The following is a 24,136-nucleotide window of genomic DNA, read 5'->3' on the forward strand; positions in this document are numbered from 1 at the left end:
TGGCGATCAAGACGGCTGGATCGACTCTTCCGGACGACGCTCGAGCACCTGATCGACCAGACCATAGGCCTGCGCATCGACCGCGCTCTTGAAGTTGTCGCGCTCGGTGTCGCGCGCGATGGTTTCCAGCGACTGGCCGGTGTGTTTGGCCAGGATCTCGTTCAGGCGCGAGCGCAGGGTCAGGATTTCACGGGCGTGGATATCGATGTCGGTCGCCTGGCCCTGGAAGCCGCCCAGCGGCTGATGGATCATCACGCGCGAGTTCGGCAGCGCGTAACGCTTGCCCGCTGCGCCCGAGGCCAGCAGCAGCGCGCCCATCGAGGCAGCCTGACCGACGCAGATGGTGCTCACGTCCGGCTTGATGTACTGCATGGTGTCGTAGATCGCCATGCCGGCCGTGACCACGCCGCCGGGCGAATTGATGTAGATGCTGATGTCCTTTTCCGGGTTGTCCGCTTCCAGGAACAGCAGCTGGGCCACGATGACGTTGGCCATATGGTCGTCGATGGGACCGACCAGGAAGATCAGACGCTCCTTCAGCAGACGCGAGTAGATGTCGTACGCACGCTCGCCACGGCTGGTCTGCTCGACCACCATGGGCACCAGGTTCAGGGCTTTGGTCACAATGCTCATCGGTCTTCCTGTTGTGGCAGCGGCCTGTGCCGACGCCCGTGTTCGATATCCGCACCCTGACGACGGCAGGGCGCGGTTCTCTTGCTACCGCCTCAGACCCGGATGGCGTCCTGGAACGACAGCGGCTGCTCGGTGTGCTGGGCGCGCTCGGCGATCCAGTCGATCACCTGCTCTTCCATCACACGGCTCTGCAGCCCACCCATCAACTGGGGGTCGTTGCGGTACATCTCAATGACCTGTTCGGGCTCTTCGTAGGTCGAGGCGATCAGACGCAGCGTTTCGCTGACGCGCTTGGATTCCAGACGCAGTTCATTGCGACGGGCCACCTCGCCCACCAGCAGACCGACCAGCACGCGCTTGGCCGCCGCGTCCATGAAGCCCTGATGCGCGTCGTCCGGCACCTGGCCCGGATCGCGGCCGCTGCGGCGAACCTGCTCAACCTGCTGGGCCAGCATCGAACGCGCTTCGTTCTCGACCAGACGCGGCGGCATTTCGACGTGCGCATAGGCGGCAATCAGCTGCTCGCCGACTTCGCGGCGCAGGCGGTTCATCAGCGCGCCCTTGAGCTCGCGCTCCAGGTTGGTGCGGATGTCGGCGCGGAACTGCTCGGCATCGCCACTCTTCACGCCGAAGCTCTTGATGAACTCCTTGTCCACTACCGGCAGCACCGGCTCGGACACCTCGACCGCCTTGACGTGCACCTGCACGGTCTTGCCGGCCAGCGGCGGCACGCGCCATTCGGCGGGGAAATCGATGGTCAGGGTCTTGTCTTCGCCCTTGGTCAGGCCTTCCAGGCCTTTTTCGATCTGGTCGAACATCACGCCCGAGCCCAGCACGCTGCTGCCGGTCTCCACGCCTTCGGCGGGCAGACGCTCGTCGCCGGCCTGCGACCAGGTCTCCAGCGCCACCAGGTCGCCGACCTGCGCGCCGCGCTCGACCGGGTTCCAGGTGCGGCGCTGCAGGCGCAGGTTTTCGATCATCTGGTCGATGTCGGCATCGGTCACTTCGGCGGTATGACGCACCACCGACAGCTGGCTCACGTCGATGTCGCCGAAATCCGGCACCACTTCAAAGGTGGCGACGAAATCGAAGTCGCTCTCGCCCTGGTCGATCCGCGGGTTGCCAGCCAGACGCAGCGAATGCTCGCGCACCGCCGAATCGAAGGTCTCCCGCAGCAGGCCTTCCATCGCTTCGGCACGCACCTGCTGACCGAAGCGCTGCTCGATGACCTTGGTCGGCACCTTGCCGGGACGGAAGCCCTTGATGCGGGTGGTCCGCGCAAGTTCGCGCAGGCGGCCACCGACATGCGTCTCCAGGCGCTCCTGCGGCAGGGTGAAGGTCAGGCGGCGTTCCAGATTGCCGGTGGATTCGATCGATGCTTGCATGTTGACTCCTGCCACCGACAGCGCACGGCGTCGGCACGAGATGGAAGATGCGGGTTGACGGATGGCGAGAAAGCCGCCGAGCCTTGTAGTTTCGCCGATAACGGCGGCCGCTGCCAGCGGGATGCGTGCAATGGCACGCCTGGCGAGAAAAACCTGTGGTCTACATGGGTGGCGGCGGCCGGAACACTCACGGCCGCGCTGCACTGGTGCGAAAGGGGGGACTCGAACCCCCACGCCTTGCGGCGTCAGAACCTAAATCTGGTGCGTCTACCAATTCCGCCACTTTCGCAGTGCTGTACGCGCCCACCATTGTTGCAGGGATGCTGGCAAAGAAAAAGCGCTGCTGCCTGTCCAGGGCGGTCTGCCGCCATTTCTGACCTTACCTGGCGGCCGTTGGCTCCCTCTTCGCAGCGCCCGGCATCTACCAGTACGCTAGTGTCCGGTGAATGGTTCAGCGTGGTGCCCTGCTGCAGCATGAAGCAGTGCCGTGTTCTTGTGCACGGCGACAGCAATGTTTGCGAAAATTCCGTTAATCAGCCGAGAGAGAAAACCGCCGCGATGAGAGATCGGTATCGGCAGATCGTGGCACTGTCGCGAGACTGCATCAAAGAGATCGACCTCAACGGGCGGATCACGGCAGTCAACGTCAACGGCTTGACCGTCCTTGGCGCCAGCCACCAGGCCCAGTTGCTCTCCCGCCCGTGGCGCGAGTTCTGGCCGGCGGAGTCCGTGCACTTGGTGGATGCGGCAATGGCAGCATCGATCGATGGCACGGTGCACGAGTTCGAGGCGGCCTGCGTCAATTTCGTTGGCGTCCGGCAGACCTGGCAGGTGGTCACCAGCCCGTTGTTCGATGAGTTCGGCAATGTCGAAGCCATCCTGGCGATCAGCAAGAACATCTCTGACCGCCGGGCACTGGAGGCGGCCTTCCACACGCTGGACCGCACCCTGAAGGCAGAGCGTGAATTCTCCATCGGCGCGCTGATGCTGGCACGCACGCGCGAGCGTTCGCTGTCGACCGAGCTGCATACCTTGCGCGACCTGCACGAGCGCACCGAAGGCGACCTGGATATCGCGCGTGCTGCGCAAGGCGCTGCGGAGAAGATTTCCGAGCAGGCGCAGAAAGGCGAGGCAGTCGGCCAATTGCTTGCCGGCGTCGTGCACGACTTGAACAACGTGCTGCAGGCCGCCACGTCGGCGATCGATCTGGTGGTGCAACGCGGGCAGATCGATGCACAGGATGCCAAGCTGCTCGGCGTCGCCGATGCGGCGCTTCAACACGGCTCGGTCATGGCGCAGCGCCTGGTCGGGTTTTCGCGCCAATATCCGTATAGCCCCGAAGTGGTCGACCTGGCCGCCCTGGCCGAACAGCTCAACCCGCTGCTGGAGCAGGTGATCGGCGCGGACCTGCAGCTGCAGTTGCACAGCGATGCGGGCGGATGCTGCGCGATGGTCGACCGACACACGGTGGAACGCGCGATCTTGAACTTGGTCATCAATGCGCGCGATGCCTGCGACAGCGGCGGCATCATCCGTGTCGAGACGGGCTACGCACGCGTGACCGAGGCCGACGCAAGCCTGACCAAACCCGCCGGGGCCTACGTCACCATCGCCGTCGCCGATAATGGCCATGGGATGGATCAACAGGTGCAGTCACGCCTGTTCGAAGCCTACTTCACCACCAAGGGTGCAAACCGCGGCGCCGGCCTGGGCCTGGCGCAGGTCTACAGCGCCGTGCGGCAGGCAGGCGGTTTTGTCGACGTCATTTCGGCGCCGGGTGAAGGCGCGCGCTTCCTGCTTGCGTTTCCACGCGTGGATCAGGCTTAGCATCTGATCGGCGGGTGCTGGAGCCGGCGCACTGCATTCGCGCTGCAAGTGAGATTCGGGTGTGATCCGCTGCAGGCCGCATTACCGATGCCGCAGGCCGATTGCTGCTGCCCGCTGCCACTAGCTCGGTCGTGTCGGCGCCATGCCGATGTACTCAAGAAATCGGCGTGACATCTGCAACGATGGCACGCGCTCGCCGAGAGTCATCCAGCCACTTTTGTGACGGATGCAGCCTTGCCAGTCACTTACCGCGCAGCCCGGGATGGCGATCGAACCGCCTGGTGACGCCGACTCGTCCTGACTGGCCCTTGCGCCGGGAAAAGCGGCTGCCCTGGCGCACTGATGCTGGCCTGCATCCAGGCAGCCGCGCCCAACATCCGATGAATCGATAGAGGCGAAGGCGTGCGTGACACCTCGCGCGTTCGCGCCGGGAGTGCGCGCTTCGTTGTTGCCGAATGCGGCCCTGATCCACAGGCCCATAGTCTGGCCTCCTGAACAGCCAGGGCCTCGCCAGCACCCATCCATTACCTGTCGCAACGCCGTCACGGCCGATCAGGGCACCGCGTTCGCCTCGGTCCACACGCCCCGCTGACAAAGCGCTGATCGCATGCGATCCATGCCACCACTGTCGGCAGCCAACACCTTGAAGCGCCCCATCACTCCCCCACGCAGCCGCATTCACCTGCGGTCGCACATCAGGACATCCGCCATGGGAAACAAACGAAATCGCAATGCTTCACGCCTGCTCACCGCCATTGGAACCGCGCTGGCCTTCCTGCCCGTGATCGCGATGGCATCGCCTGCGCGTGGCTCCCTGCTCAACAGCAACTTCCTCACCAGCTATACCCGCACCGCGCTTGCTGCATTGCTGCCTAACGACAAGGCCAGCGACCTGCCCAAATGCGATGTCAGGGTGGCCGAGTTCACCTATGCAACGGTCGGCGTGAAGGGTGAACCGACCACGGCGTCTGGCGTAGTGCTCGTGCCAGGCGGTGCCAGCTGCACAGGCCCCTATCCGCTGTTGAGCTGGGACCCAGGCACCGAACCGCAACGTGCCGCAGAGCAGGCCAAGGAGATTCGCGACGCAAAGGGCGATGACCCGCTTGTCACCCGACTGGCCGGCCAGGGATACGTGGTGGTCAGCACCGATTATCTGGGCCTGGGCAAGTCCACCTACCCATTCCACCCCTACCTGCACGCGGACAGCGAAGCCAGCGCGACCATCGACGCGATGCGCGCCGCCCGCCAGGTCCTGGCGCGGCTGAACACCCCGCTGTCGGGCAAGGTGATGCTGTCGGGCTACTCGCAAGGTGGTCACGCCGCCATGGCAACCCAGCGCGAAATCGAGGCGCACTATCCCAACGAGTTCAAGCTGGCCGCCAGCGCGCCGATTTCCGGCCCGTATGCATTGAGCCAGACCTTCCTGGACAGCTGGAGCGGGCGCAATGCCGTTGGCGAGAGCACCTTCGGCCTGGTGCTGGTGACCTACGCCCTGGTCGGCATGCAGCACACCTACCAGAATGTCTACCTCTCGCCGTCACAGGTGCTCCAGGACCCATGGGCAGGAAAAGTCGAGAGCCTTTTCCCGGGCAAGAACGATCTGATCGATCTGGCCGTCGGCGGACTGTTGCCGACGATCGACAAGGTCGGCAGCTATTTCCAGCCGAGCTTCTACAAGGATTTCCCGCGCAACCCCAACAACCGGTTCCGCCAGGACCTGGTGCGCAACGATCTGCTGAATTGGACGCCACGGACGCGCACATTGCTCTGCGGCTCCTCCAATGACGCCACCGTGCCACTGAAGAACGCGAGCACCGCCATCGACGCCTTCAAGCGCCGCGGCAGCACGCAGGTCTCGGTGGTGGATGTGGGCAGCGGCAATCCGGCCGACAACGATGCCCTGGCACATCTGGCCAGCAAGGAAAGCTGCATGATCGCCGTGCGCCAGCAGTTGCTGGACAAGCAACGCTGAGCGCAGGCGCTTGCGCACAGCGGCCCGGGACGCACGCAACACCAGGACGGCGCGCAGCGCATTGCCGCCATCTGCCCAGCGACGATGCCTGCCGTTGCCAGGATGAAAAAGCCGGGCGCCATTGATCTGGCGCCCGACGCGCCAGCGGTCATTGCACACAGCAAGACGCGCTGGATGCCACCCAGGCCAGGATTGCCTGCGTCTGCGACAGGCATCCGCACAAAGAAAAACAGCCACTCAACTTGCGCTGAGTGGCTGCCTGTCTGGTGGGCCGTCAAGGATTCGAACCTTGGACCTATTGATTAAGAGTCAACTGCTCTACCAACTGAGCTAACGGCCCTGAAACTGGTCGCACATTGTATGCGCGTTTTTGCTTCGTTGCAACACCCCGCGACGCATCGGGTCAAACTTTCCTGCACTTGCCTGTCATTCAGTGGGGTGGCTGAGGGGACTCGAACCCCCGACATCTGGAATCACAATCCAGTACTCTAACCAGCTGAGCTACAGCCACCACTGAAAACCTGCTTCCTACCGTACCGCCGATGGCGCGCCCGACAGGACTCGAACCTGTAACCGCCGGCTTAGAAGGCCGGTGCTCTATCCGGTTGAGCTACGGGCGCCCGGACCGAACTTCGCATTCCCACGCCGCCAGGAGCTCGGAATGGTCGGGGTAGAGGGATTCGAACCCCCGACATCCTGCTCCCAAAGCAGGCGCGCTACCAGACTGCGCTATACCCCGGCGGGACCTTTCAATCCCGAAGGCTGGAAAGGTCGACTATTTTGGGAACGATTGGCCTCGCTGTCAATCACCCTGTGTAAATTGGACGATCCGGTATCCTCTCAACAACGCGCGCCAACTCGGCGAGCACCTACTTTCATGGAGAACACGCATGCGTAGCGGTAACCCGGCCCTCCGGGAATCCACGTTCCTCGACCTCGGCTCCGGCTCGGTGGTCACCCGCGATGGTCAGGCGATGACACTCAACGGCACGGTCAACAAGACCGGCCTGCTGTTGCTGATGGCGGTCCTCACCGCCGCGTTCGCATGGTCGCAATCGCTTGGCGCCGACGGCGTTCCGCTGCCGGCCGCACGCATCTACATGATTGCCGGCGCGATCGGCGGACTGGTGTTCGCGCTGGCGACCAGCTTCAAGCCGACCTGGGCACCGATCACCGCGCCGCTGTACGCGCTGGTGGAGGGTTTCTTCCTGGGGTCGATCTCGGCCGTGTACGAAGCGCGCTTCAATGGCATCGTGTTCCAGGCGGTCCTGTTGACCTTCGGCACCATGTTTGCGCTGCTGTTCGCGTACCGCAGCGGCATGATCAAGGCGACCGAGAACTTCAAACTGGGCGTGGTGGCGGCTACCGGCGGCATTGCGCTGGTGTATCTGGCGACGATTGTCCTGGGCTTTTTCGGCGTGCGGATTCCCTTCATCCACGACTCGGGCCTGGTCGGCATCGGCTTCAGCCTGTTCGTGGTGGTAGTGGCCGCACTGAACCTGGTGCTGGATTTCGACTTCATCGAAAGCGGTGTCGAGCAGGGCGCACCCAAGCACATGGAGTGGTACGGCGCGTTCGGCCTGATGGTGACGCTGGTGTGGCTGTACATCGAGTTCCTTCGCTTGCTGTCGAAGCTGCAGTCGCGGAACTAAGCCGGGAATCGGGAATCGGGATTGGGGAATCGCAAGAGCGTTTCCCTGCGATCGATGGCATGGAGTGGCTTCAGACATCTCCAAGCAAAAGTAAAGGGCGCCCTGGGCGCCCTTTTTTTTGTGCGGCGTTGCCAGTGCGCTCAGAGGCGGCTGGCGATGGCCTTGGCAAAGCCCATGGTGTTGCCGGTGCCGCCCAGGTCGGGGGTCAGCGAGTCCTTGGCTTCCAGGGTGGCCACGATGGCTTCGCGCAGGCGCTCGGCGTTCTGCGGCTGACCGATGTGGTCCAGCATCTGCGCTGCACCCAGCAGCAACGCGCACGGGTTGGCCTTGCCCTGCCCTGCAATATCCGGCGCCGAGCCGTGCACGGCTTCGAAGATCGCCGCGTCCAGACCGATGTTGGCGCCCGGGGCCAGACCCAGGCCGCCGACCAGACCGGCACACAGGTCGGAGATGATGTCGCCGAACAGATTGGTGGTCACGATGATGTCGAACTGCTCCGGACGCATCACCAGCTGCATGCAGGTGTTGTCGACGATCATTTCCTGGAATTCGATTTCCGGGTACTGCGCAGCCACGTCACGTGCCACCTTCAGGAACAGGCCCGAGGTCGACTTGATGATGTTGGCCTTGTGTACCGCGGTGACCTTCTTGCGGCCAGTGGCGCGCGCCAGGTCGAAGGCGTAGCGCACGATGCGCTCGGAGCCCTTGCGGGTGATCCGGGTACCGGAGAACGCGGTCTCGCCATCCTCGGACACGGTCTGGCCTTCGCTCAGGTAAGCACCTTCGGTGTTCTCACGGACGGTGATCAGGTCCACGCCATCGGCGAAACGCGACTTGGTGTTCGGGAACGACTTGGCAGGACGCACGTTGGCGTACAGGTCGAACTTGCGACGCATGGCGACGTTGATCGAGCTGAAACCTTCGCCGACCGGCGTGGTCAGCGGGCTTTTCAGCGCCACCTTGTTCTTGGTGATCGACGCCAGGGTGGACTCGGGCAGCAGATCGCCGTGCTTTTCCAGCGCGACCAAGCCAGCGTCGGCGTACTCGTAGGTCAGGCCAGCTTGCAGCGCATCGAGCACGAACAGCGTGGCATCCATGATCTCCGGGCCAATACCGTCGCCGCGGATGACCGTGATTGTCTGCGTCATATCGTTGGGTTTCCGAACTTGAAGGGGGGAGCGCCAGCCGTCGAACCCGGCAGATCGGCGCAAGGAGGTTTCACGGGCAATTATGCCCGATGCCGGTGAAGGCGCCCAAACCGACCTTGGTCTAAGAGCGGCAGGCAGGGCGCGGCGGTCGCTGCGCGGCCGACGGATGCGGACGCCTCCCATCCTTGCCAGGCCAGGCTGCCTGGCGGGCGCATGCGCGACGACGCAAACCACAGGTGCCGGCCGCTGTGAGAAGAGTGCCGCCTACCGAGACCCCGGTATCAGCGCGTCACCTGCCGCCAAACCCCTGACCGCTCCGAGCACCCGCCCATCCTGCGCGGTACGTACTTCGACAGCACAGCGGAGCCCACCAATGCGTGCGGCCGGCTTACGCCGCCGCGGGCACGCTGGCCACGCATGCTGTCGGCGTGGGGCGGCCGAGCACCCAAACGCAACGCGCCGCCCTGACAACGGCGCGCGACTTGCCTTTGACGAATTCCCGATTCCCGATCGCCAATCCCGAGCGGCATGCAGCCGCCCGGGCTCGGCCCCTCACTCGTGCGCGTGCTGCGCCGGCGCCTGCGCGCCGCCTTCGAGCTGGTCGAGGAAATCCACTGCACGGCGCAGATGCGGGATCACGATGGAGCCGCCGACCACCAGTCCGACCGAGAAGGTTTCGAAAAATTCTTCACGGCTCACGCCAGCCTCTTTGCACTGGGCGACGTGATAGCTGATGCAGTCGTCACAGCGCAGCACCATCGAGGCCACCAGACCGAGCAGCTCCTTGGTTTTCACGTCCAGCGCACCGGCCTGGTAGGTCTGGGTGTCCAGCGCAAAGAAGCGCCGCACCACCTGGTTGGGCTCGGCCAGGATGCGCTGATTCATGCGTTGGCGAAATTCGGTGAACTCGCGCAGGCGGTCGGCGCTGCCGTCGTCGGAACCACTCATGCCTGCCCGCCCGTGCTGCCGGCCAGCAGCGGCTCGAGCTTGCCGGCGCGATGCAGGGCCATCATGTCGTCGTAGCCGCCCACATGGACGTCGCCGACGAAGATCTGCGGCACGCTGGTGCGCTTGGCCAGGGCGACCATCTTGTTGCGCTCGGCCGGGTCCAGGTCGATGCGCACCTCGGTCCAGGTCTGCCCCTTGCTCTTGAGGAAGTTCTTGGCGGCCACGCAATACGGGCAGATGGCGGTGGAATACAGGGTGATATGTGGTCCGCCGGCGGCGTCCTGCACGGTATGGTCTTGGCTCACGGGAAACTCCGTGGTTGGTCTGAGGTCTGACACATGGTAGCGGGCGACTGGAATTTCCATGTCGTCACCGCAACACTGTGGATTAATTGCCGATTCACGCCGCTGCGCTGCGCTGCCCGCATGCTCCGCGCATCACCTGGGAGTTCCACTTGCGCCTGCTTCCGCTCGCCACCGCCCTTACGCTGGCCGTCGCCGTGGGTATGGCACCCGCGCAGGAAAGCCGCCTGCCCGATATCGGCTCCTCGGCCGGCGAGCTGCTGACCCCGGCGCGTCAGGCCGAGTACGGCAAGATGATGCTGGCCGAGCTGCGCAATTACGACTACGTGCTGGACGACCCGCTGATCGGCGACTGGCTGCAGACCATGGGCACCCGGCTGGGCGCCAACAGCGATCAACCACAGCAGCCGTTTACGTTTTTCATGTTGCGCGACCGCCAGATCAATGCGTTCGCGACCCTGGGCGGCTATATCGCGGTCAATGCCGGTCTGGTGCTGACCGCCGAGCGCGAGGACGAGGTGGCGGCGGTGCTGTCGCACGAAATCGCCCACGTCACCCAGCAGCATGTGCTGCGCGGGGTGGAACGGGCCCAGCGTGACCAGATCCCGATCCTGCTCGGCATGCTGGCCGCGGTGGTCGCCGCGCAGCAGGCCGGCGGCAACTCCAAGGGCGATGCCACCATGGCCACCATCACCAGTGCGATGGGGCTGATGCAGCAACGCCAGATCGACTACACCCGTTCCAACGAATCGGAGGCCGACCGACTGGGCATCCGCACGCTGGTGCGCAGCGGCTACGACGTGGACGCGATGGCCGGCTTCTTCGAGCGCATGTCGGTGGCGATGCGCGCCAACGAGGGCGGCTACAGCGCGCCGGACTTCCTGCAGACCCACCCGGTCACCACCACCCGCATCAGCGAAGCCAAGGCGCGTGCCGAGCAGATGAAGAAGAACACCGTGGTGCTGACCACCTCGGTGCCGGGCGGAACGCGCCAGGAACGCGTGGACCCGGCGGACCCGAGCCTGTCGGAGCCGTTGAGTCGCAACGGCAACGCACTGCTTCCCTATACGCTGCGGCTGCCGGTGGATGCGCTCAGCCGCGGCGGCGACCAGCAGGGTTTCGACTGGGCCAAGGAACGTCTGCGCGTGCTCAGTGCAAGCACCCCGGACGCAGCCATTCGCGAGTACGAAAACCTGCGCCGCAGCGCCAAGCAGGGGCTGAGCGATGCGCAGCGCTACGGGCTGGCGCTGGCGCGGCTGCGCAACAGCGGCGGCCGGCCCAGCGAGCCGGTGGCCGAGCTGACCAGCCTGCTCGAGACGCACCCGGACAACCTGTGGCTGGCGCTGGGCCTGAGCGAGGCACAGGCGCGCGTGGGGCAGCGCGAAGCGGCCAATGCGCGCTTCGATGCGCTGCTCAAGCAACTGCCGAGCAACCGCGCGGTGGCACTGACCTATGCCGGCGCGCTCAACGAGCAGGCCAGCAAGGCGTCCGGCCAGCGCGCGCGGCAGGTGCTGGAACCGTTGCTGTACCGCAGTGGCGAGGACCCCTTGCTGCAGCAGACCTATGCGCGTGCCTGCGAGCTGGCCGGCGATCATCTGCGCGCCAGCGAAGCCTATGCCGAGTCTGCTTACTTGAATGGTCGCCCGGAGCAGGCGCTGATCCAGCTGGAAGCGCTGAAGAAAAAGGACCTGGACTATGTGACACGGGCGCGCGTGGATGCCCGCATCGCCGCGATCACGCCAACGGTGCTGGAGCTGCGCCGTCAGGGCATCCGCGACCCGGACCTGTCCACGCGCTGATGTCGCCGGGGTGCGACGAGCCGGCCCGACCGCCACATCCTGCCACCGTCGACACCGGCACCGCACTACCAGCCCAGCCCGCTTCACAGAACCGCAGTCTGGCTGCAGCCTGCGTCCGGCATGTCACATTAGAGTCACAAAACCGTAGTCTACTGGCGATCACCAAAGCCAGACGGTAAGCCCCGCGTGCAGAAACGCATTCTGATCGTCGATGACGAACCCGCGATCCGCGACATGGTGGCGTTCGCGCTGCGCAAGGGCGAGTTCGAGCCCATCCACGCCGGCGACGCCCGCGAGGCGCAGACCGCCATCGCCGACCGCGTGCCCGACCTGATCCTGTTGGACTGGATGCTGCCCGGCACCAGCGGCCTGGATCTTGCCCGCCGCTGGCGCAAGGAGCAGCTGACCCGCGAGATTCCGATCATCATGCTGACCGCGCGCGGCGAAGAGAACGACCGCGTCGGCGGCCTGGAAGCCGGCGTCGACGATTACGTGGTCAAGCCGTTTTCGGCACGCGAGCTGCTGGCACGGATCCGTGCGGTGATGCGGCGCACCCGCGAGGACGACGAGGACGGCAGCGTGGCCGTTGGCCGGCTTCGCATCGATGGCGCCGCGCACCGCGTGTTCGCCGGCGATGCGCCGGTGCCGATCGGCCCGACCGAATATCGTCTGCTGCATTTCTTCATGACCCACCCCGAGCGCGTGTACACGCGGACCCAGTTGCTGGACCATGTCTGGGGTGGCAGCGTGTATGTGGAAGAGCGCACCATCGACGTGCACATCCGCCGCCTGCGCAAGACGCTGGAGCCGTTCGGCCTGGAGAACATGGTGCAGACCGTGCGCGGCTCGGGCTATCGTTTTTCTTCGGCGACCTGACGTGCCGCCAGGCCGCCCGGCCGCACTCTGGCCGGGGCGGCTGCCCACCTGACGCTTCGTGATCACGCCTTCCATGCCCCAACATATCCGTTCCGCCTGGCTCAAGACGCTCGGCACCCTTGCGCTGTTGTTGGGCGCTGCCGTCGTGGCCGGCGTGCTGATCGGGCATGTATGGATGGCGCTGACGCTCACTGCATTGGGCGTCCTGGCCTGGCATTACTGGCGGCTGCGTCAGGTGCTGCGCCGGCTCACCGCACGCCAGCGTGCCGAGCCTGCTGCCGGCGTCGGCGCCTGGAACGAGCTGGACCGGCTGCTGTATCGCAGCCAGGCCGAAATGCGCGGACGCAAGCGTCGCCTGATCGACATGCTGCGCACCTACCGCGCCGCCGCGCAGGCGTTGCCGGATGCGGTGGTGGTGGTGGACCGCAACAGCCAGCGCGTGCAGTGGTTCAACAAGGCCGCGGGCGGCCTGCTTGGGCTGCATCATCCCGGCGACATGGGCGTGTCGGTGGTGGAACGCCTGCAACCGCTGCCGCTGGCACATTGGCTGGCGGCCGGCCGCAATGCCGAGCCGATGCTGGATGCGCCCTCGCCCGTGGACCCGGACCTGCGCTTGAACCTTCGCCTGATCCCGTACTCGGACGACTACTGGCTGCTGGTGGCGCGCGATGTCAGCAAGCTGTTGCGCCTGGAGCAGGTGCGCCGCGATTTCGTGGCCAATGTCTCGCACGAGCTGCGCACGCCGTTGACGGTGGTGCACGGCTACCTGGACATGCTCGACCCGGAAGACTTCCCGGACTCCGGCCCGATGCTGGCGGAGATGCGCAAGCAATCGCAGCGCATGGCGCAGCTGGTGGAAGACCTGCTGACCCTGTCGCGACTGGAATCGCAGGAAGAGCTCGGCGAAGAACACGTGGCGATGGCGCCGATGCTCTCCACCCTGCGCCGCGAGGCCGAGGCGCACAGCCAGGGCCGGCACACGGTGGAAGTGATCGACGAGGCAGGGGTGGATCTGCTCGGCTCCAACAAGGAACTGCACAGCGCATTTTCCAACCTGGTGACCAACGCGGTGCGCTACACGCCCGGCGGCGGCACGGTGACGATCCGCTTCGTGCGCGAAGGCGACGGCGCGGCGCTGGCGGTGCGCGATACCGGTTACGGCATCCCCGCCTCGCATCTGCCGCGCATCACCGAGCGCTTCTATCGCGTGTCCAGCAGCCGCTCGCGGGAGAGCGGCGGCACCGGGCTGGGGCTGTCGATCGTCAAGCACATCCTGGGCCTGCACCAGGCGCGCCTGGAGATCGAAAGCGAAGTGGGACGCGGCAGCGAATTCTCGTGTCATTTCGTCGCTGCACGCATCGTGCAGCGCGAGCACTCCCTGCCACTGTCACGCTCGGCGTGATATGTAGGGAGCGACTGTCGCCACCGGCCGCGCTGCAGCTGCGCGACACAGCGTGTCCGCGCCGCAGGGCGATGCGCTTGCGGCGACCACGCACACCATCTCCGTCTTGATGACCGACTCCATGGGCCACGCCAAACAACTGCACGACATCACACCGTCCGAGGACATCGCCACCGATCCGTTGCGTGATCCGGCGCTGTACATCAACCGGGAACTGTCGCAACTGGATTTCAATTTCCGGGTGCTGGCGCAGGCGCTGGACGAGCAGGTTCCGCTGCTGGAACGGCTGCGCTTTTTGTGCATCTCGTGCACCAATCTGGACGAGTTCTTCGAGATCCGCGCGGCCACCGTGCGGCATGCGCAGGAGTTCGGCCTGCCGCCGGCCCCGGACGGGCTGAGCCCGACCGCCATCCTCAACGCGGTGCACGACCGTGCGGCCAAGCTGGTCGAGCAGCAGTACCACGCATGGAATGAAGTGCTGCGCCCGGCGATGGAAGATGCCGGCGTGGCCGTGCTCGGTCGCTCGACGTGGAATTCCCGCCAGAAGCGCTGGCTGCGTGCCTACTTCCGCAATGAGATCATGCCGGTGCTGTCGCCCCTGGGGCTGGACCCGGCGCACCCGTTCCCGAAGATCCTCAACAAGACCTTGAACATCGTGGTGGTGCTGGAAGGCCAGGACGCATTCGGGCGCGCCGGCCACCTGGCCATCGTGCGCGCGCCGCGCTCGTTGCCGCGCATCATCCAGTTGCCGGCCAGCCTGTCGCCGGAAGGTGCGCAGAGCTTCGTGTTCCTGTCCTCGGTGCTGTCCGAGTTCGTGGACGAGCTGTTCCCGGGAATGCAGGTCAAGGGCTCGTACCAGTTCCGCGTCACCCGCAACTCCGAACTGGTGGTGGACGAGGAAGAAGTCGAAAATCTCGCGCTTGCGCTGCGTGACGAGCTGGTCACGCGCGGCTACCGGCCGGCCGTGCGGCTGGAGATCGCGCACGATTGCCCGGCGCCGATCATGCGTACCCTGCTGCAGAACTTCGGGTTGAACGAGAACGCGGTGTACCGCATCGTCGGGCCGGTCAACCTGAGCCGCGTCACCCAGGTCTACGACCTGGTGCAGCGCCCGGAGCTGAAGTACCCCGCGTTCAATCCGCGCACCTTGCGCGACAGCGAGGGCATCTTCCAGATCGTCAGCAAGGGCGATGTGTTGCTGCATCACCCCTTCGATGCGTTCACCGCGGTGCTGGATGTGATCCGTCAGGCCGCCGTCGACCCGAACGTGCTGGCGATCAAGCAAACGCTGTACCGCACCGGCAAGGATTCGCTGATTGTCGATGCATTGATTCTGGCCGCGCGCAACGGCAAGGACGTCACCGTGGTGGTGGAGCTGCGCGCGCGCTTCGATGAAGAGGCCAACCTGGGCCTGGCCGACAAATTGCAGGAGGCCGGCGTGCAGGTGGTCTACGGCGTAGTCGGTTTCAAGACCCACGCCAAAATGCTGCTGATCGTGCGCCGTGAGGGACGCAAGCTCAAACGCTACGTGCACCTGGGCACCGGCAACTACCACAGCGGCACCGCACGCGTGTACACCGACATCAGCCTGATCACCGCTGATGCGGAGATCGGCAACGACGTGCACATGCTGTTCCAGCAGTTGTCCGGTCTTGCTCCGCGCATGAAGCTGGATCAGCTGCTGCAATCGCCGTTTACGCTGCATGCCGGCGTGCTGAAGCGGATCGAACGGGAGACGCGCTTGGCCCGCAATGGCCGCCCCGGCCGCATCATCGCCAAGATGAACGCGCTCAACGAGCCGCAGGTGGTGCGTGCGCTCTATGCCGCCTCGCAGGCCGGCGTGCAGATCGACCTGATCGTGCGCGGCGCCTGCACGCTGCGGCCCGGCGTCCCTGGCGTGTCGGACAACATCCGCGTGCGCTCGATCGTGGGGCGTTTCCTGGAACACAGCCGGGTGTACTGGTTCGGCAATGACGGTGCGGCCGAGTTGTACTGCGCCAGTGCCGACTGGCTGGAACGCAACCTGCTGCGCCGTGTGGAAACCTGCTTCCCAATCCTGGACCCGGACCTGGCCAAGCGTGTCTACCGCGAAGTGCTGCAGAACTACTTGGACGACAACGTCAGCGCGTGGGAACTGGATGCCGAGGGCGTGTACCACAAGCGCACGCCGGCACCGGGCGAGCCGGCACATTCGGCGCAGATGACCCTGCTCGACCGGATCTGAGAGGCCGCGGCCGTGGCCTCTCACGTGGCCAACGGCCCATCGGCTACCATGCGGCCATGCCAATGCCCTCCCCCACGATTCCGCCCCTGCGCGATGGCGATTTTCTCGCCGCCATCGACCTAGGCTCCAACAGTTTCCACATGGTCATTGCGCGCTACCTGATGGGTCAGCTGCGCGTCGTCGACCGCCTGCGCGAGACTGTGCGCATGGCTGACGGCCTGGATGGCAAGGGTGGCCTCTCCAACGAGGCGCGCCAGCGCGCGCTCGAATGCCTGGCACGTTTCGGTCAACGCATCCGCGAAGTTCCTTCGCTGCGCGTGCGTGCGCTGGCGACCAACACGGTGCGTCAGCTGCGCTCGCCGCAGGCCTTCCTGATGCCGGCGGAGACCGCGCTGGGCCATGCGATCGAAGTGGTCAGCGGGCGCGAGGAAGCGCGCCTGATCTACCTGGGCGTGGCGCATGCGCAGCCGCCCAAGCCCGACCAACGCCGGTTGGTGATCGACATCGGCGGCGGCTCGACCGAGTTCATCATCGGCCGCGGCTTCCAGACGCTGGAACGCGAAAGCCTGCAGGCCGGTTGCATTGCCAGTACGCGGCGGTTTTTCCCCGGCGGCAAATTATCGAAGAAGAAATGGAAGGATGCGCTGACCGAGATCGGCGCCGAGTTCCAGCAGTTTGCCGGCCAGTACAAGGCGCTGGGCTGGCATGAGGCGATCGGCTCGTCCGGCACGCACAAGGCCATTGGCGAGATCTGCGCGGCGATGAAGCTGACCAAGGGCGCGATCACGGCGCAGGCGTTGCCAGCGCTGCGCGATGAACTGCTCAAGGCCAAACGCATCGAGGACATCCAGTTGCCCGGCCTTGCTGCCGAGCGCCGCCCGATCATCGCCGGCGGCATCCTGGTGTTGGAAGCCGCGTTTCAGGCACTGGGGCTGGAGAAGCTGATGGTCAGCAAGGCAGCGATGCGCGAAGGCATCCTGTACGACATGCTCGGCCGCGGCGGCGAAAACGACCCGCGCGACAGCTCGGTGGCCTCGCTGGTGCAGCGCTATGGCATCGATGAAGTCCAGGCGCAGCGCGTGGAAGCCACTGCCTGCCGGCTGTTCGACCAGGTCTGCGAATCCTGGCAACTGGACGGCGATGATGCGCAGGTGCTGCGCCGCGCCGCACGCCTGCACGAGCTGGGGCTGATCATTGCGCACAGCCAGTACCACGTGCACGGCAGCTACATTCTGGAACACTCGGATATCGCCGGGTTTTCCCGGCAGGAGCAGCAGGTGCTTGCGTCGCTGGTGCGCACGCATCGACGCAACGTGCCCAAGACCGCGTTCGAGGCCCTGCCCGACCGCCTGCTGTTGCCCACCCGCCGCAAGGCCGCGCTGCTACGGCTGGCGGTGTTGCTGCACCGCGCGCACGAGTCGGACCCGATTCCGACCCTGGAACTCACCGCCGACGACACGCGGCTGTCGTTGATCCTGTCGCAAAGCTGGATCGACTCGCGCCCGCTGCTGCGTGCCGACCTGATCGGCGAAGTCGAAAGCATGGCCGGCCTGGGGATTGCGTTCAAACCGTTTGTGACCTGAGGCCTTCGGCCTCAGGCGGGATTTGGGGATTCGGGATTGGGGATTTGTTGATCCCGGCAGACCATGTGTTGCGGGCTTTCTGACATTTGCACAGCCCGCTCCTGCAAATCCCGAATCCCGAATTCCCACTCCCGTCGCGCTTGTCACCGCCACGTCTTATCGGCGCAACACCAATGCCATCGCCTTGCCCGAAGCTAGCGAAAACGGGAGAACGGCATGCGCTATGCGATCGTTACCGAAACCTATCCCCCCGAAGTCAACGGTGTTGCACTGACCGTCCATGGGTTGGAAACCGGCCTGCGCGCACGTGGGCACCAGGTGGATGTGGTGCGCCCGCGCCAGCACGTGGAGAGCGATGCAACCGATGCGTTACTGGTGCGGGGCGCGTCGCTGCCACGCTACCCAGGATTGAAATTCGGCCTGCCGGCCACGCATCGCCTCATTCGCCATTGGCGCACGACGCAACCGGATGCGATCTACGTGGCCACGGAAGGCCCGTTGGGCTGGTCGGCGATGCGTGCGGCACGCCGGCTGGGCATTCCGGTCGCTTCGGGCTTCCACACCCGCTTTGACGAATACCTGCCCGACTACGGCGCGGCCTGGCTGCAGGGCACCGCATTGCGCTGGATGCGGCGGTTCCACAACCAGGCCGATGCCACGCTGGTGCCCACTCGCGAGCTGCTGCAGTTTCTGCGCAACGACGGCTTTGCACGCGTGCAGCTGCTGGCGCGCGCCGTGGACAGCCAGCAGTTCGATCCGCGCCGTCGCGATCCCGCGCTGCGCGCCGAATGGGGCATCGATAGCGACGGCTTTGCGGCGATCTATGTCGGGCGCATCGCCAACGAAAAGAATCTGCCGTTGGCGATCCAGGCATTTCGCACGCTGCAACGGACCCGCCCCAAGGCGCGCTTCGTCTGGGTGGGCGATGGCCCGGCGCGCGATAAGATCGCGCAGGAGCACCCCGACTTCATCTTCTGCGGCATCCAGCGCGGCGAGGCACTGGCGCGCCACTTCGCCAGCGGCGACCTGTTTCTGTTTCCCAGCCGCAGCGAGACCTTCGGCAACGTGACGCTGGAAGCGATGGCCAGCGGCGTGGCGACGGTCGCCTTCGACTACGGTGCCGCACGCGAATATCTGCGCAGCGGCCAGAACGGCGCAGCGGTGGACTCCGACGATGCATTCATCCAGGCCGCGGTTGCGCTGACCCAGGACGACGCACTGCGCCAACGCCTGGGTATGGCCGCAGCACAGGCAATGAAACGCCTGCATCCGGACAACGTGGTGTCCGATTTCGAAGCCTTGTTGCTGGGCATCACCGCGGCACGGGGGCGTTATGTCGTCAACGCGGCTTGAGGTCTTGCGCGGCCACGAAGCGCGCTGGTGCCGGCGCGCCAATCACTGGTGCCGACGTCACCCGGTACGGCGCGCCTTCGCCACCATCAGCCGGCTGGGCGATGGCGTGTTCTGGTACAGCCTGATGGGCCTGCTGGTGGTGCTCGACGGCATGGACGGGGTTCGCGCCTCGGCGCATATGGCCGCCACCGGCGTGCTGGCATTGACGCTGTACAAGGCGCTCAAGCGCTGGACCCGACGCCCGCGCCCCTACGCGGCCGATGTGCGCATCCGCGCGTGGGTGGCGCCGCTGGACGAGTTCAGCTTTCCGTCCGGCCATACCTTGCACGCGGTGTCCTTCAGCATCGTGGCACTGGCGTACTACCCGTGGCTTGCCCCGCTGCTGGTGCCGTTTTCGGCCGGCGTGGCGCTGTCGCGGGTGGTGCTGGGCCTGCACTACCCCAGCGATGTGCTCGCGGCCACGGCGATCGGCGTGCTGCTGGCAAGCCTGTCGTTGTGGGGGCTGCCGACGATGTTGGGGTAAGCGCTGGCGGTTTGCGTGAGGGCGGCTTGCTGACAGGTAAGCGTCAGGGCAAACGGGCAGTCACCAGGACGGTGCCAAGTAAGCAGCAAGGCCTCTTCGCCGCGGCCTTCTCCCGCCGGGACATTGTCCTCCTTCATGGGGAAGAAGGTGCCCCTCAGGCGCTGATGAGGGTCCGTGCGAAGCCTCATTCATTTGCCGTCGATTGGTGTTTCGCACAAGTCGAAAGAGGCACGACGCAGCAATTGCGACTGCCGCGCGTGGCTTCGCCCCGTACCCTCACCCCTACCCCTCTCCCGCAGGGAGAGGGGATCTTGCGCTGAAGGTATGCGGTGAACTGACGCAAAGTTGCCCACCCAAGCGTATGTCCCACCGCGCGTACGACTGCAGGATTTCTGATGGCGATCGCCAGCCTCCGGCGTAGTTGCAAGAATCGTTCGCACACCAATCGCTGCGCAGCCGAAACGATTCTCCGCTTCCCGCTTCCCGCTTCTCCGCTTGTCCGCTTCTCCGCTTCCCGATTCCCCTTTCCCCTTTCCCCATTCCCCATTCCCGCCCCGTCCTGCCGCCGTACAATGGCGAAATGACGACCCTGTTCATTTCCGACCTGCACCTGGACCCGGCCCGGCCGGCGATCACCGAGCTGTTTCTGGACTTTCTGCGCACGCAGGTGCCCGGCAGCGACGCGCTGTACATCCTGGGCGATCTGTTCGAGGCCTGGATCGGCGACGACACGCCCTCCACCGCTGCCGATGCGGTCGCGCTGGCACTGCATGCGGTGGCCGACGCCGGCGTGCCGGTGTTCTTCATGGCGGGCAATCGCGATTTCCTGGTCGGCAACACCTACGCGCGGCGCGCGGGCTTCCGCATCCTGCCCGACCCCACCGTGATCGATCTGTACGGCCATACGACGCTGCTGATGCATGGCGACCTGCTGTGCACCGACGACACCGCCTACCAGGCGTTCCGCGCGCAGACGCGCGACCCGGTGTTCCAGGCGCAGTTCCTGGCCCAGCCATTGGCCGCGCGCGTAGCATTCGCGCAGCAGGCACGTGCAGCCAGCCAGGCACGCCATGCCGAACTCAAACAAGGCGACCAGTCGCGCTTTGAGACGGTCACCGACGTGTCGCCGGCCGAGGTGGAGGCCACCTTTGTCCGCTACGGACTGGATCGAATGATTCACGGGCACACCCACCGTCCCGCGATCCACACGCTGCAGGCCGGCGGGCAGACCTGCACGCGCATCGTGCTGGGCGACTGGTACGAACAAGGTTCGGTGCTGCGCGTGGATGCCGATGGCGTGTCACTGGAGCAGCTGGCGCTGTAGTCCACGCGGCGCGGCGACAGCGCGCGCAGGCATCGGGCGTTCGGCGCGCTATACGCTGTTCAACCAGCCAGCCTCGGCGATGGAGCCGCGAGCCAGTTGAGCGCACGACATCACTGCGTGCTACGTGCACGCTCGGCATAGTCGACGAAGTCGGCATTGACCACGTCGTACCAGAGCAATGTGCCATCGGCCTGGACGCGGAAGCGGTCACGCACCGGGCTGGTCTGCGGATCACCGGGGCAGCCGTCGCCGTGGCGCTCGCGCACCGCGAAGTCGAAGGCGTCCGTGGACGGCACATCGCCGTCTTCGTCGATGATGCTGATGCAGTTGTCCGGGTAGGCGTGGTCGCTCTGCAGCCGCGCTTCGAGCACATGCAGGGCGCGGGCCCGGGCATCGTTGGCGGTCGCCGGCGCCGAGGCTTCCACGGTGGGCGTGGGTGCGGTGGCGGCGGGCTCGGCCGGTTGCTGGCGGCAGCCGGCAGCGGCCAGTGCGACCAGACACAGCAGCGCATAACGCAGGAAGGTGGACATGAGGGCTCCGCTCGACAGGACGTGGCCGGCAGCGGCCGGCGGTGCGTCTAGTCTGCGCGATCGCCGTGCCCGGGTGTAGCGCATTGGCCCGGCACCTGCCGGTGCCGGACCGTGTGGAACGCGCAGCAGGATCAGCGGAAGCCGGCGATCGTGGCCTTGGTGTTGACCAGCACGCGCTGATTGTCGGCGGTGCTGGCATTGCCCATCGGCACGCCGTTGTAGCTGATGTTGGGGTTGGACCAGTAGTTCAACCGCGGGCAGCCGCTGGTGCAGTCGTAGGCCATGATGGTGCGCCAGCTGTTGCCGTAGCGGTAGCCGTGGCCGTATGCATAGGGCGAGGTGCTCGGGTCGTTGGTGGCATCGTGGCGCGCACTCTGCAGATGCCCGATTTCATGCGCAAAGCTGTAGTAGCCGGTGGCGCAATCCCAGTACACCGAGGCGAAGGCGCTTGCGGCGGTCGAGCCGATCCCCGACGCCAGACCGCAGTAACTGCTGTTGTCCAGCACGATCACGCCCACGTCGGCGGTGTAGGTGTTGCGGCTGGTGTGGATGCTGTCCATGTAGCCGTCGTTGGTGACGCGGAAGCGCTGCAGGTCGGTGGTGAAGTTGCCGGTTTCGGTGTAGCTGGTGGTCTCGTAGCGCGCCAGCTGCAGGGTGATGCCCACGTTGCTGTTGATGTAGCCCTGGTTGGCCTCGGCCACCGCCAGCTGCACCAGCGACTGCATGTTGCCGCCATAGGCGGTGACCGCCTTGTTGGTGGCGACCACCAGCACGCGGATGGTGGCCGGGCTGCCGGACGATGCGGCGGCGGCGGTGACGCGTCCGTCGCTGGGCATATCGAAGCGCGGCAGCAGGCTGTATTCGGCCGGATGCTCCTGCGGCATGCGCTGCTCGTCCACCTGCACCAGCACGTGGCGGCCATCGGCGAGCGGACGCAGGCGATACAGCTTGCCGGCGTAGCGGATGGTGCCGGTGACGGTGTCGCCGCTACGCACCAGGATGGCCGAGTTCAACGGGTCCACACCCGACAAGGTGCGCGCGCGGGTGCCGGCACGCGGGCCGAGGTTGCCATACCAGACGCTGTCGCCGCCTTCCAGCGCATCCACCTTGGCTTGAGTGGCGATGATGGTCTGGCCGTCCAGCTGCAGTTCCAGCAGCTTTTCCGTCGCGGTCACCGCGCCGGCGTCGAGCTGGACCACCTGTGCGTTGGCAGTGGACGGGGCGGTCAGCAGGCGTTGCAGCGCAGGTTCGGCTGCAGCGGTGGCAGTGGCGCTGCGGCTGAGCGCCGGGCCGGTCTGGTACAGCGGCTTGCCGGCAGCGGCGGCCGACCCGGCCAGGCACATGGCCACCAGGCCCAGCGTGGTGCACATCGACTTCGACTTCATCGTCTCTCTCTCCTAAGACATGGAAGTAACGGATGCGAAACACCGGGCCCCTGTCCCCGGGACGTCATTAGGGCGCGCCACAAAGGACAGATTGCAAGTTGTTACAAAGGAAAATTACAGTTTTGTGATGTTTGCCGATGCCTGGATGCGATTCCGGCGGCGACATGGAAGGAACCAGCGCACAGTCCGGTGTGAGTCGCGGCACCGGGAGAACGCAGCGGCGAGGACACGTGCAGAATCTGGGCAGCACGCTGCCCCTGCGTGCAGGGGCGTTGCGTTGGGCCATGCGCAGCGCGGGCAACGGCAGACCGGTACGGTCGGCGCACCGCTTGGCGTTCGGTCAAACCAAATGACAGCGACACTGGCTGATCGGTTTACGCGCTCGGCGGGGCGGTGTCGGCACGCATGCCACGCCGTCTCGTGCGCGCATCGGCGCAGCGATCAGCCGGCCTGCTCCAACAGATCGGCCAGCTCGTCCTCATCGAACCCGGCGAGCAACCGCGCCTGGATATTGAACGGCCCATGCAGGTAGCCGCCGGCGTACTCGCGCAACAGGGCCTTGAAGCGCGCACGCGGCTCGACGCCGGCCTGTTCGCAATACCAGCGGTACCACCGCGAGCCGGCCGCGACATGGGCCACTTCTTCGCGCAGGATGATGTCCAGCACGTCGGCGGTTGCCGCATCGCCGAGCGAGCGCAGCTTGACGATCATCGCCGGTGTCACGTCCAGGCCACGCGCTTCGAGCACGCGTGGCACCAGGGCCATGCGTGCCAGGCCGTCGTGCGCGGTTTTCTCGCACATTTCCCACAAGCCGTTATGCGCGGCAAAGTCGCCATAGTCGTGGACATGCGCCTGCAGGCGCGCGCGCAGCAGCATGAAGTGGCGCGATTCGTCGTCGGCAACTGCCACCCAGTCGGCATAGAACCCCTCGGGTAGCCCGCGAAAGCGATACACCGCATCCCAGGCCAGATCGATGGCATTGAGCTCGATATGGGCGATGGCATGGATGAACGCGGCGCGCCCTTCCGATGTTCCCAATCCGCGTCGCGGCAGCTCGCGTGGATGTACCAGGATTGGTGTTGGCGGCCGCCCCGGCATGCGGATCGGTTCGGGCGCAGGCGCCGCCGAATCGATCATGAGATGGCCTGCGCGAAAGGCCGCGGCGTACTGCTGGGTCAGTGCAACTTTCTGCAGCGGGTCGGCCTGGTCCAGGCACAGGCGCGCAGCAGCGAACAGATCGGTGCGTTCGAACGAACCGATGCTCATGCCG

19 protein-coding genes and 5 tRNA genes are annotated in these 24,136 nt (G+C 65.6%); 11 read left to right on the top strand and 13 right to left on the bottom strand.

Annotation, left to right across the window (positions count from 1 at the left end; genetic code table 11):
• Window positions 1-6: 6 nt before the first annotated feature.
• The 3 genes from clpP to OZ10_RS02890 form a co-directional block, all read right to left on the bottom strand.
• Complete coding sequence (gene clpP / locus OZ10_RS02880) at window positions 7-633, bottom strand: ATP-dependent Clp endopeptidase proteolytic subunit ClpP (protein WP_002806026.1); 627 nt, start codon at window positions 631-633, stop codon at window positions 7-9.
• 92 nt (window positions 634-725) lie between these two features.
• The gene (gene tig / locus OZ10_RS02885) at window positions 726-2,018 is read right to left on the bottom strand and encodes a trigger factor (protein WP_039403978.1); all 1,293 of its coding nucleotides are present in this window, start codon (window positions 2,016-2,018) and stop codon (window positions 726-728) included.
• A gap of 204 nt (window positions 2,019-2,222) precedes the next feature.
• Window positions 2,223-2,307 (bottom strand) — tRNA-Leu (locus OZ10_RS02890).
• Window positions 2,308-2,576: 269 nt separating this feature from the next.
• Here OZ10_RS02890 and OZ10_RS02895 point away from each other — a divergent pair.
• Window positions 2,577-3,845, top strand: a complete 1,269-nt coding sequence (locus OZ10_RS02895) for a two-component system sensor histidine kinase NtrB (RefSeq protein ID WP_039403976.1) — start codon at window positions 2,577-2,579, stop codon at window positions 3,843-3,845.
• A 709-nt stretch (window positions 3,846-4,554) separates the two neighbouring features.
• The gene (locus OZ10_RS02900) at window positions 4,555-5,817 is read left to right on the top strand and encodes a lipase family protein (protein ID WP_039563905.1); all 1,263 of its coding nucleotides are present in this window, start codon (window positions 4,555-4,557) and stop codon (window positions 5,815-5,817) included.
• Window positions 5,818-6,081: 264 nt separating this feature from the next.
• Here the strand turns inward: OZ10_RS02900 and OZ10_RS02905 are convergent.
• The 4 genes from OZ10_RS02905 to OZ10_RS02920 form a co-directional block, all read right to left on the bottom strand.
• Window positions 6,082-6,157 (bottom strand) — tRNA-Lys (locus OZ10_RS02905).
• A gap of 94 nt (window positions 6,158-6,251) precedes the next feature.
• A tRNA-His gene (locus OZ10_RS02910) sits at window positions 6,252-6,328 on the bottom strand.
• Between the two features lie 32 nt (window positions 6,329-6,360).
• A tRNA-Arg gene (locus tag OZ10_RS02915) sits at window positions 6,361-6,437 on the bottom strand.
• Between the two features lie 42 nt (window positions 6,438-6,479).
• Window positions 6,480-6,556, bottom strand: a tRNA-Pro gene (locus OZ10_RS02920).
• A gap of 151 nt (window positions 6,557-6,707) precedes the next feature.
• Between OZ10_RS02920 and OZ10_RS02925 the strand changes: the two genes are divergently transcribed.
• Window positions 6,708-7,469, top strand: coding sequence for a Bax inhibitor-1/YccA family protein (locus OZ10_RS02925; protein WP_039403972.1), 762 nt, complete (start codon window positions 6,708-6,710; stop codon window positions 7,467-7,469).
• A gap of 140 nt (window positions 7,470-7,609) precedes the next feature.
• Here OZ10_RS02925 and OZ10_RS02930 read toward each other — a convergent pair whose 3' ends face one another.
• From OZ10_RS02930 to grxC, 3 genes are all read right to left on the bottom strand, one after another.
• Window positions 7,610-8,617, bottom strand: coding sequence for an isocitrate dehydrogenase (locus OZ10_RS02930; RefSeq protein WP_010368534.1), 1,008 nt, complete (start codon window positions 8,615-8,617; stop codon window positions 7,610-7,612).
• A gap of 552 nt (window positions 8,618-9,169) precedes the next feature.
• Window positions 9,170-9,565, bottom strand: a complete 396-nt coding sequence (locus OZ10_RS02935; protein WP_039412241.1) for a carboxymuconolactone decarboxylase family protein — start codon at window positions 9,563-9,565, stop codon at window positions 9,170-9,172.
• Entirely contained in the window at window positions 9,562-9,870 is a 309-nt protein-coding gene (grxC, locus tag OZ10_RS02940) for a glutaredoxin 3 (RefSeq protein WP_039412239.1), read from the bottom strand. Before grxC ends, OZ10_RS02935 begins: the two co-directional genes overlap by 4 nt.
• A gap of 149 nt (window positions 9,871-10,019) precedes the next feature.
• Between grxC and OZ10_RS02945 the strand changes: the two genes are divergently transcribed.
• The 8 genes from OZ10_RS02945 (at window position 10,020) to lpxH (ending at window position 20,951) form a co-directional block, all read left to right on the top strand.
• Window positions 10,020-11,666 (top strand): M48 family metalloprotease, encoded by a 1,647-nt coding sequence (locus OZ10_RS02945; protein ID WP_039563910.1) that lies wholly within the window; start codon window positions 10,020-10,022, stop codon window positions 11,664-11,666.
• Between the two features lie 186 nt (window positions 11,667-11,852).
• On the top strand, window positions 11,853-12,542 hold the full coding sequence (phoB, locus tag OZ10_RS02950; RefSeq protein WP_002806631.1) for a phosphate regulon transcriptional regulator PhoB: 690 nt from the start codon (window positions 11,853-11,855) through the stop codon (window positions 12,540-12,542).
• 73 nt (window positions 12,543-12,615) lie between these two features.
• Window positions 12,616-13,944 (top strand): phosphate regulon sensor histidine kinase PhoR, encoded by a 1,329-nt coding sequence (gene phoR, locus OZ10_RS02955; protein ID WP_039412235.1) that lies wholly within the window; start codon window positions 12,616-12,618, stop codon window positions 13,942-13,944.
• Between the two features lie 121 nt (window positions 13,945-14,065).
• Complete coding sequence (gene ppk1 / locus OZ10_RS02960; protein WP_039563912.1) at window positions 14,066-16,168, top strand: polyphosphate kinase 1; 2,103 nt, start codon at window positions 14,066-14,068, stop codon at window positions 16,166-16,168.
• Window positions 16,169-16,230: 62 nt separating this feature from the next.
• Window positions 16,231-17,751, top strand: coding sequence for an exopolyphosphatase (ppx, locus tag OZ10_RS02965; RefSeq protein WP_179455073.1), 1,521 nt, complete (start codon window positions 16,231-16,233; stop codon window positions 17,749-17,751).
• A 216-nt stretch (window positions 17,752-17,967) separates the two neighbouring features.
• A complete protein-coding gene (locus OZ10_RS02970) occupies window positions 17,968-19,104 on the top strand; it encodes a glycosyltransferase family 4 protein (RefSeq protein WP_039412231.1) in 1,137 nt (378 codons plus the stop codon).
• Window positions 19,085-19,627 carry a phosphatase PAP2 family protein gene (locus OZ10_RS02975; RefSeq protein ID WP_039412229.1) on the top strand — a complete coding sequence of 181 codons (543 nt, stop codon included), beginning with the start codon at window positions 19,085-19,087 and terminating at the stop codon, window positions 19,625-19,627. Before OZ10_RS02970 ends, OZ10_RS02975 begins: the two co-directional genes overlap by 20 nt.
• A gap of 580 nt (window positions 19,628-20,207) precedes the next feature.
• A complete protein-coding gene (lpxH, locus tag OZ10_RS02980) occupies window positions 20,208-20,951 on the top strand; it encodes a UDP-2,3-diacylglucosamine diphosphatase (RefSeq protein ID WP_039563906.1) in 744 nt (247 codons plus the stop codon).
• Window positions 20,952-21,061: 110 nt separating this feature from the next.
• On the opposite strand, the gene OZ10_RS02985 is transcribed toward lpxH, so the two are convergent.
• The 3 genes from OZ10_RS02985 to OZ10_RS02995 all read right to left on the bottom strand — a co-directional run bounded on the left by OZ10_RS02985 (window position 21,062) and on the right by OZ10_RS02995 (window position 24,132).
• Window positions 21,062-21,481 (bottom strand): hypothetical protein, encoded by a 420-nt coding sequence (locus tag OZ10_RS02985; protein WP_039563907.1) that lies wholly within the window; start codon window positions 21,479-21,481, stop codon window positions 21,062-21,064.
• A 131-nt stretch (window positions 21,482-21,612) separates the two neighbouring features.
• On the bottom strand, window positions 21,613-22,866 hold the full coding sequence (locus OZ10_RS02990; protein WP_039563908.1) for a zinc-dependent metalloprotease: 1,254 nt from the start codon (window positions 22,864-22,866) through the stop codon (window positions 21,613-21,615).
• A 441-nt stretch (window positions 22,867-23,307) separates the two neighbouring features.
• Window positions 23,308-24,132: a ferritin-like domain-containing protein gene (locus OZ10_RS02995; protein ID WP_039563913.1), complete on the bottom strand. Its 825-nt coding sequence runs from the start codon at window positions 24,130-24,132 to the stop codon at window positions 23,308-23,310.
• Window positions 24,133-24,136 lie beyond the last annotated feature (4 nt).

The organism is Xanthomonas cannabis pv. cannabis (assembly GCF_000802365.1).
Lineage (GTDB): Bacteria > Pseudomonadota > Gammaproteobacteria > Xanthomonadales > Xanthomonadaceae > Xanthomonas > Xanthomonas cannabis.

Coding starts and splice junctions, on each gene's coding strand:
- ppx (WP_179455073.1), top strand. CDS start 16,231: ATGCCCTCCCCCACGATTCCGCCCCTGCGCGATGGCGATTTTCTCGCC.
- OZ10_RS02970 (WP_039412231.1), top strand. CDS start 17,968: ATGCGCTATGCGATCGTTACCGAAACCTATCCCCCCGAAGTCAACGGT.
- OZ10_RS02930 (WP_010368534.1), bottom strand. CDS start 8,617: ATGACGCAGACAATCACGGTCATCCGCGGCGACGGTATTGGCCCGGAG.
- lpxH (WP_039563906.1), top strand. CDS start 20,208: ATGACGACCCTGTTCATTTCCGACCTGCACCTGGACCCGGCCCGGCCG.
- OZ10_RS02895 (WP_039403976.1), top strand. CDS start 2,577: ATGAGAGATCGGTATCGGCAGATCGTGGCACTGTCGCGAGACTGCATC.
- OZ10_RS02975 (WP_039412229.1), top strand. CDS start 19,085: ATGTCGTCAACGCGGCTTGAGGTCTTGCGCGGCCACGAAGCGCGCTGG.
- OZ10_RS02900 (WP_039563905.1), top strand. CDS start 4,555: ATGGGAAACAAACGAAATCGCAATGCTTCACGCCTGCTCACCGCCATT.
- OZ10_RS02925 (WP_039403972.1), top strand. CDS start 6,708: ATGCGTAGCGGTAACCCGGCCCTCCGGGAATCCACGTTCCTCGACCTC.
- OZ10_RS02985 (WP_039563907.1), bottom strand. CDS start 21,481: ATGTCCACCTTCCTGCGTTATGCGCTGCTGTGTCTGGTCGCACTGGCC.
- ppk1 (WP_039563912.1), top strand. CDS start 14,066: ATGGGCCACGCCAAACAACTGCACGACATCACACCGTCCGAGGACATC.
- phoR (WP_039412235.1), top strand. CDS start 12,616: ATGCCCCAACATATCCGTTCCGCCTGGCTCAAGACGCTCGGCACCCTT.
- OZ10_RS02990 (WP_039563908.1), bottom strand. CDS start 22,866: ATGAAGTCGAAGTCGATGTGCACCACGCTGGGCCTGGTGGCCATGTGC.
- tig (WP_039403978.1), bottom strand. CDS start 2,018: ATGCAAGCATCGATCGAATCCACCGGCAATCTGGAACGCCGCCTGACC.
- OZ10_RS02935 (WP_039412241.1), bottom strand. CDS start 9,565: ATGAGTGGTTCCGACGACGGCAGCGCCGACCGCCTGCGCGAGTTCACC.
- OZ10_RS02995 (WP_039563913.1), bottom strand. CDS start 24,132: ATGAGCATCGGTTCGTTCGAACGCACCGATCTGTTCGCTGCTGCGCGC.
- clpP (WP_002806026.1), bottom strand. CDS start 633: ATGAGCATTGTGACCAAAGCCCTGAACCTGGTGCCCATGGTGGTCGAG.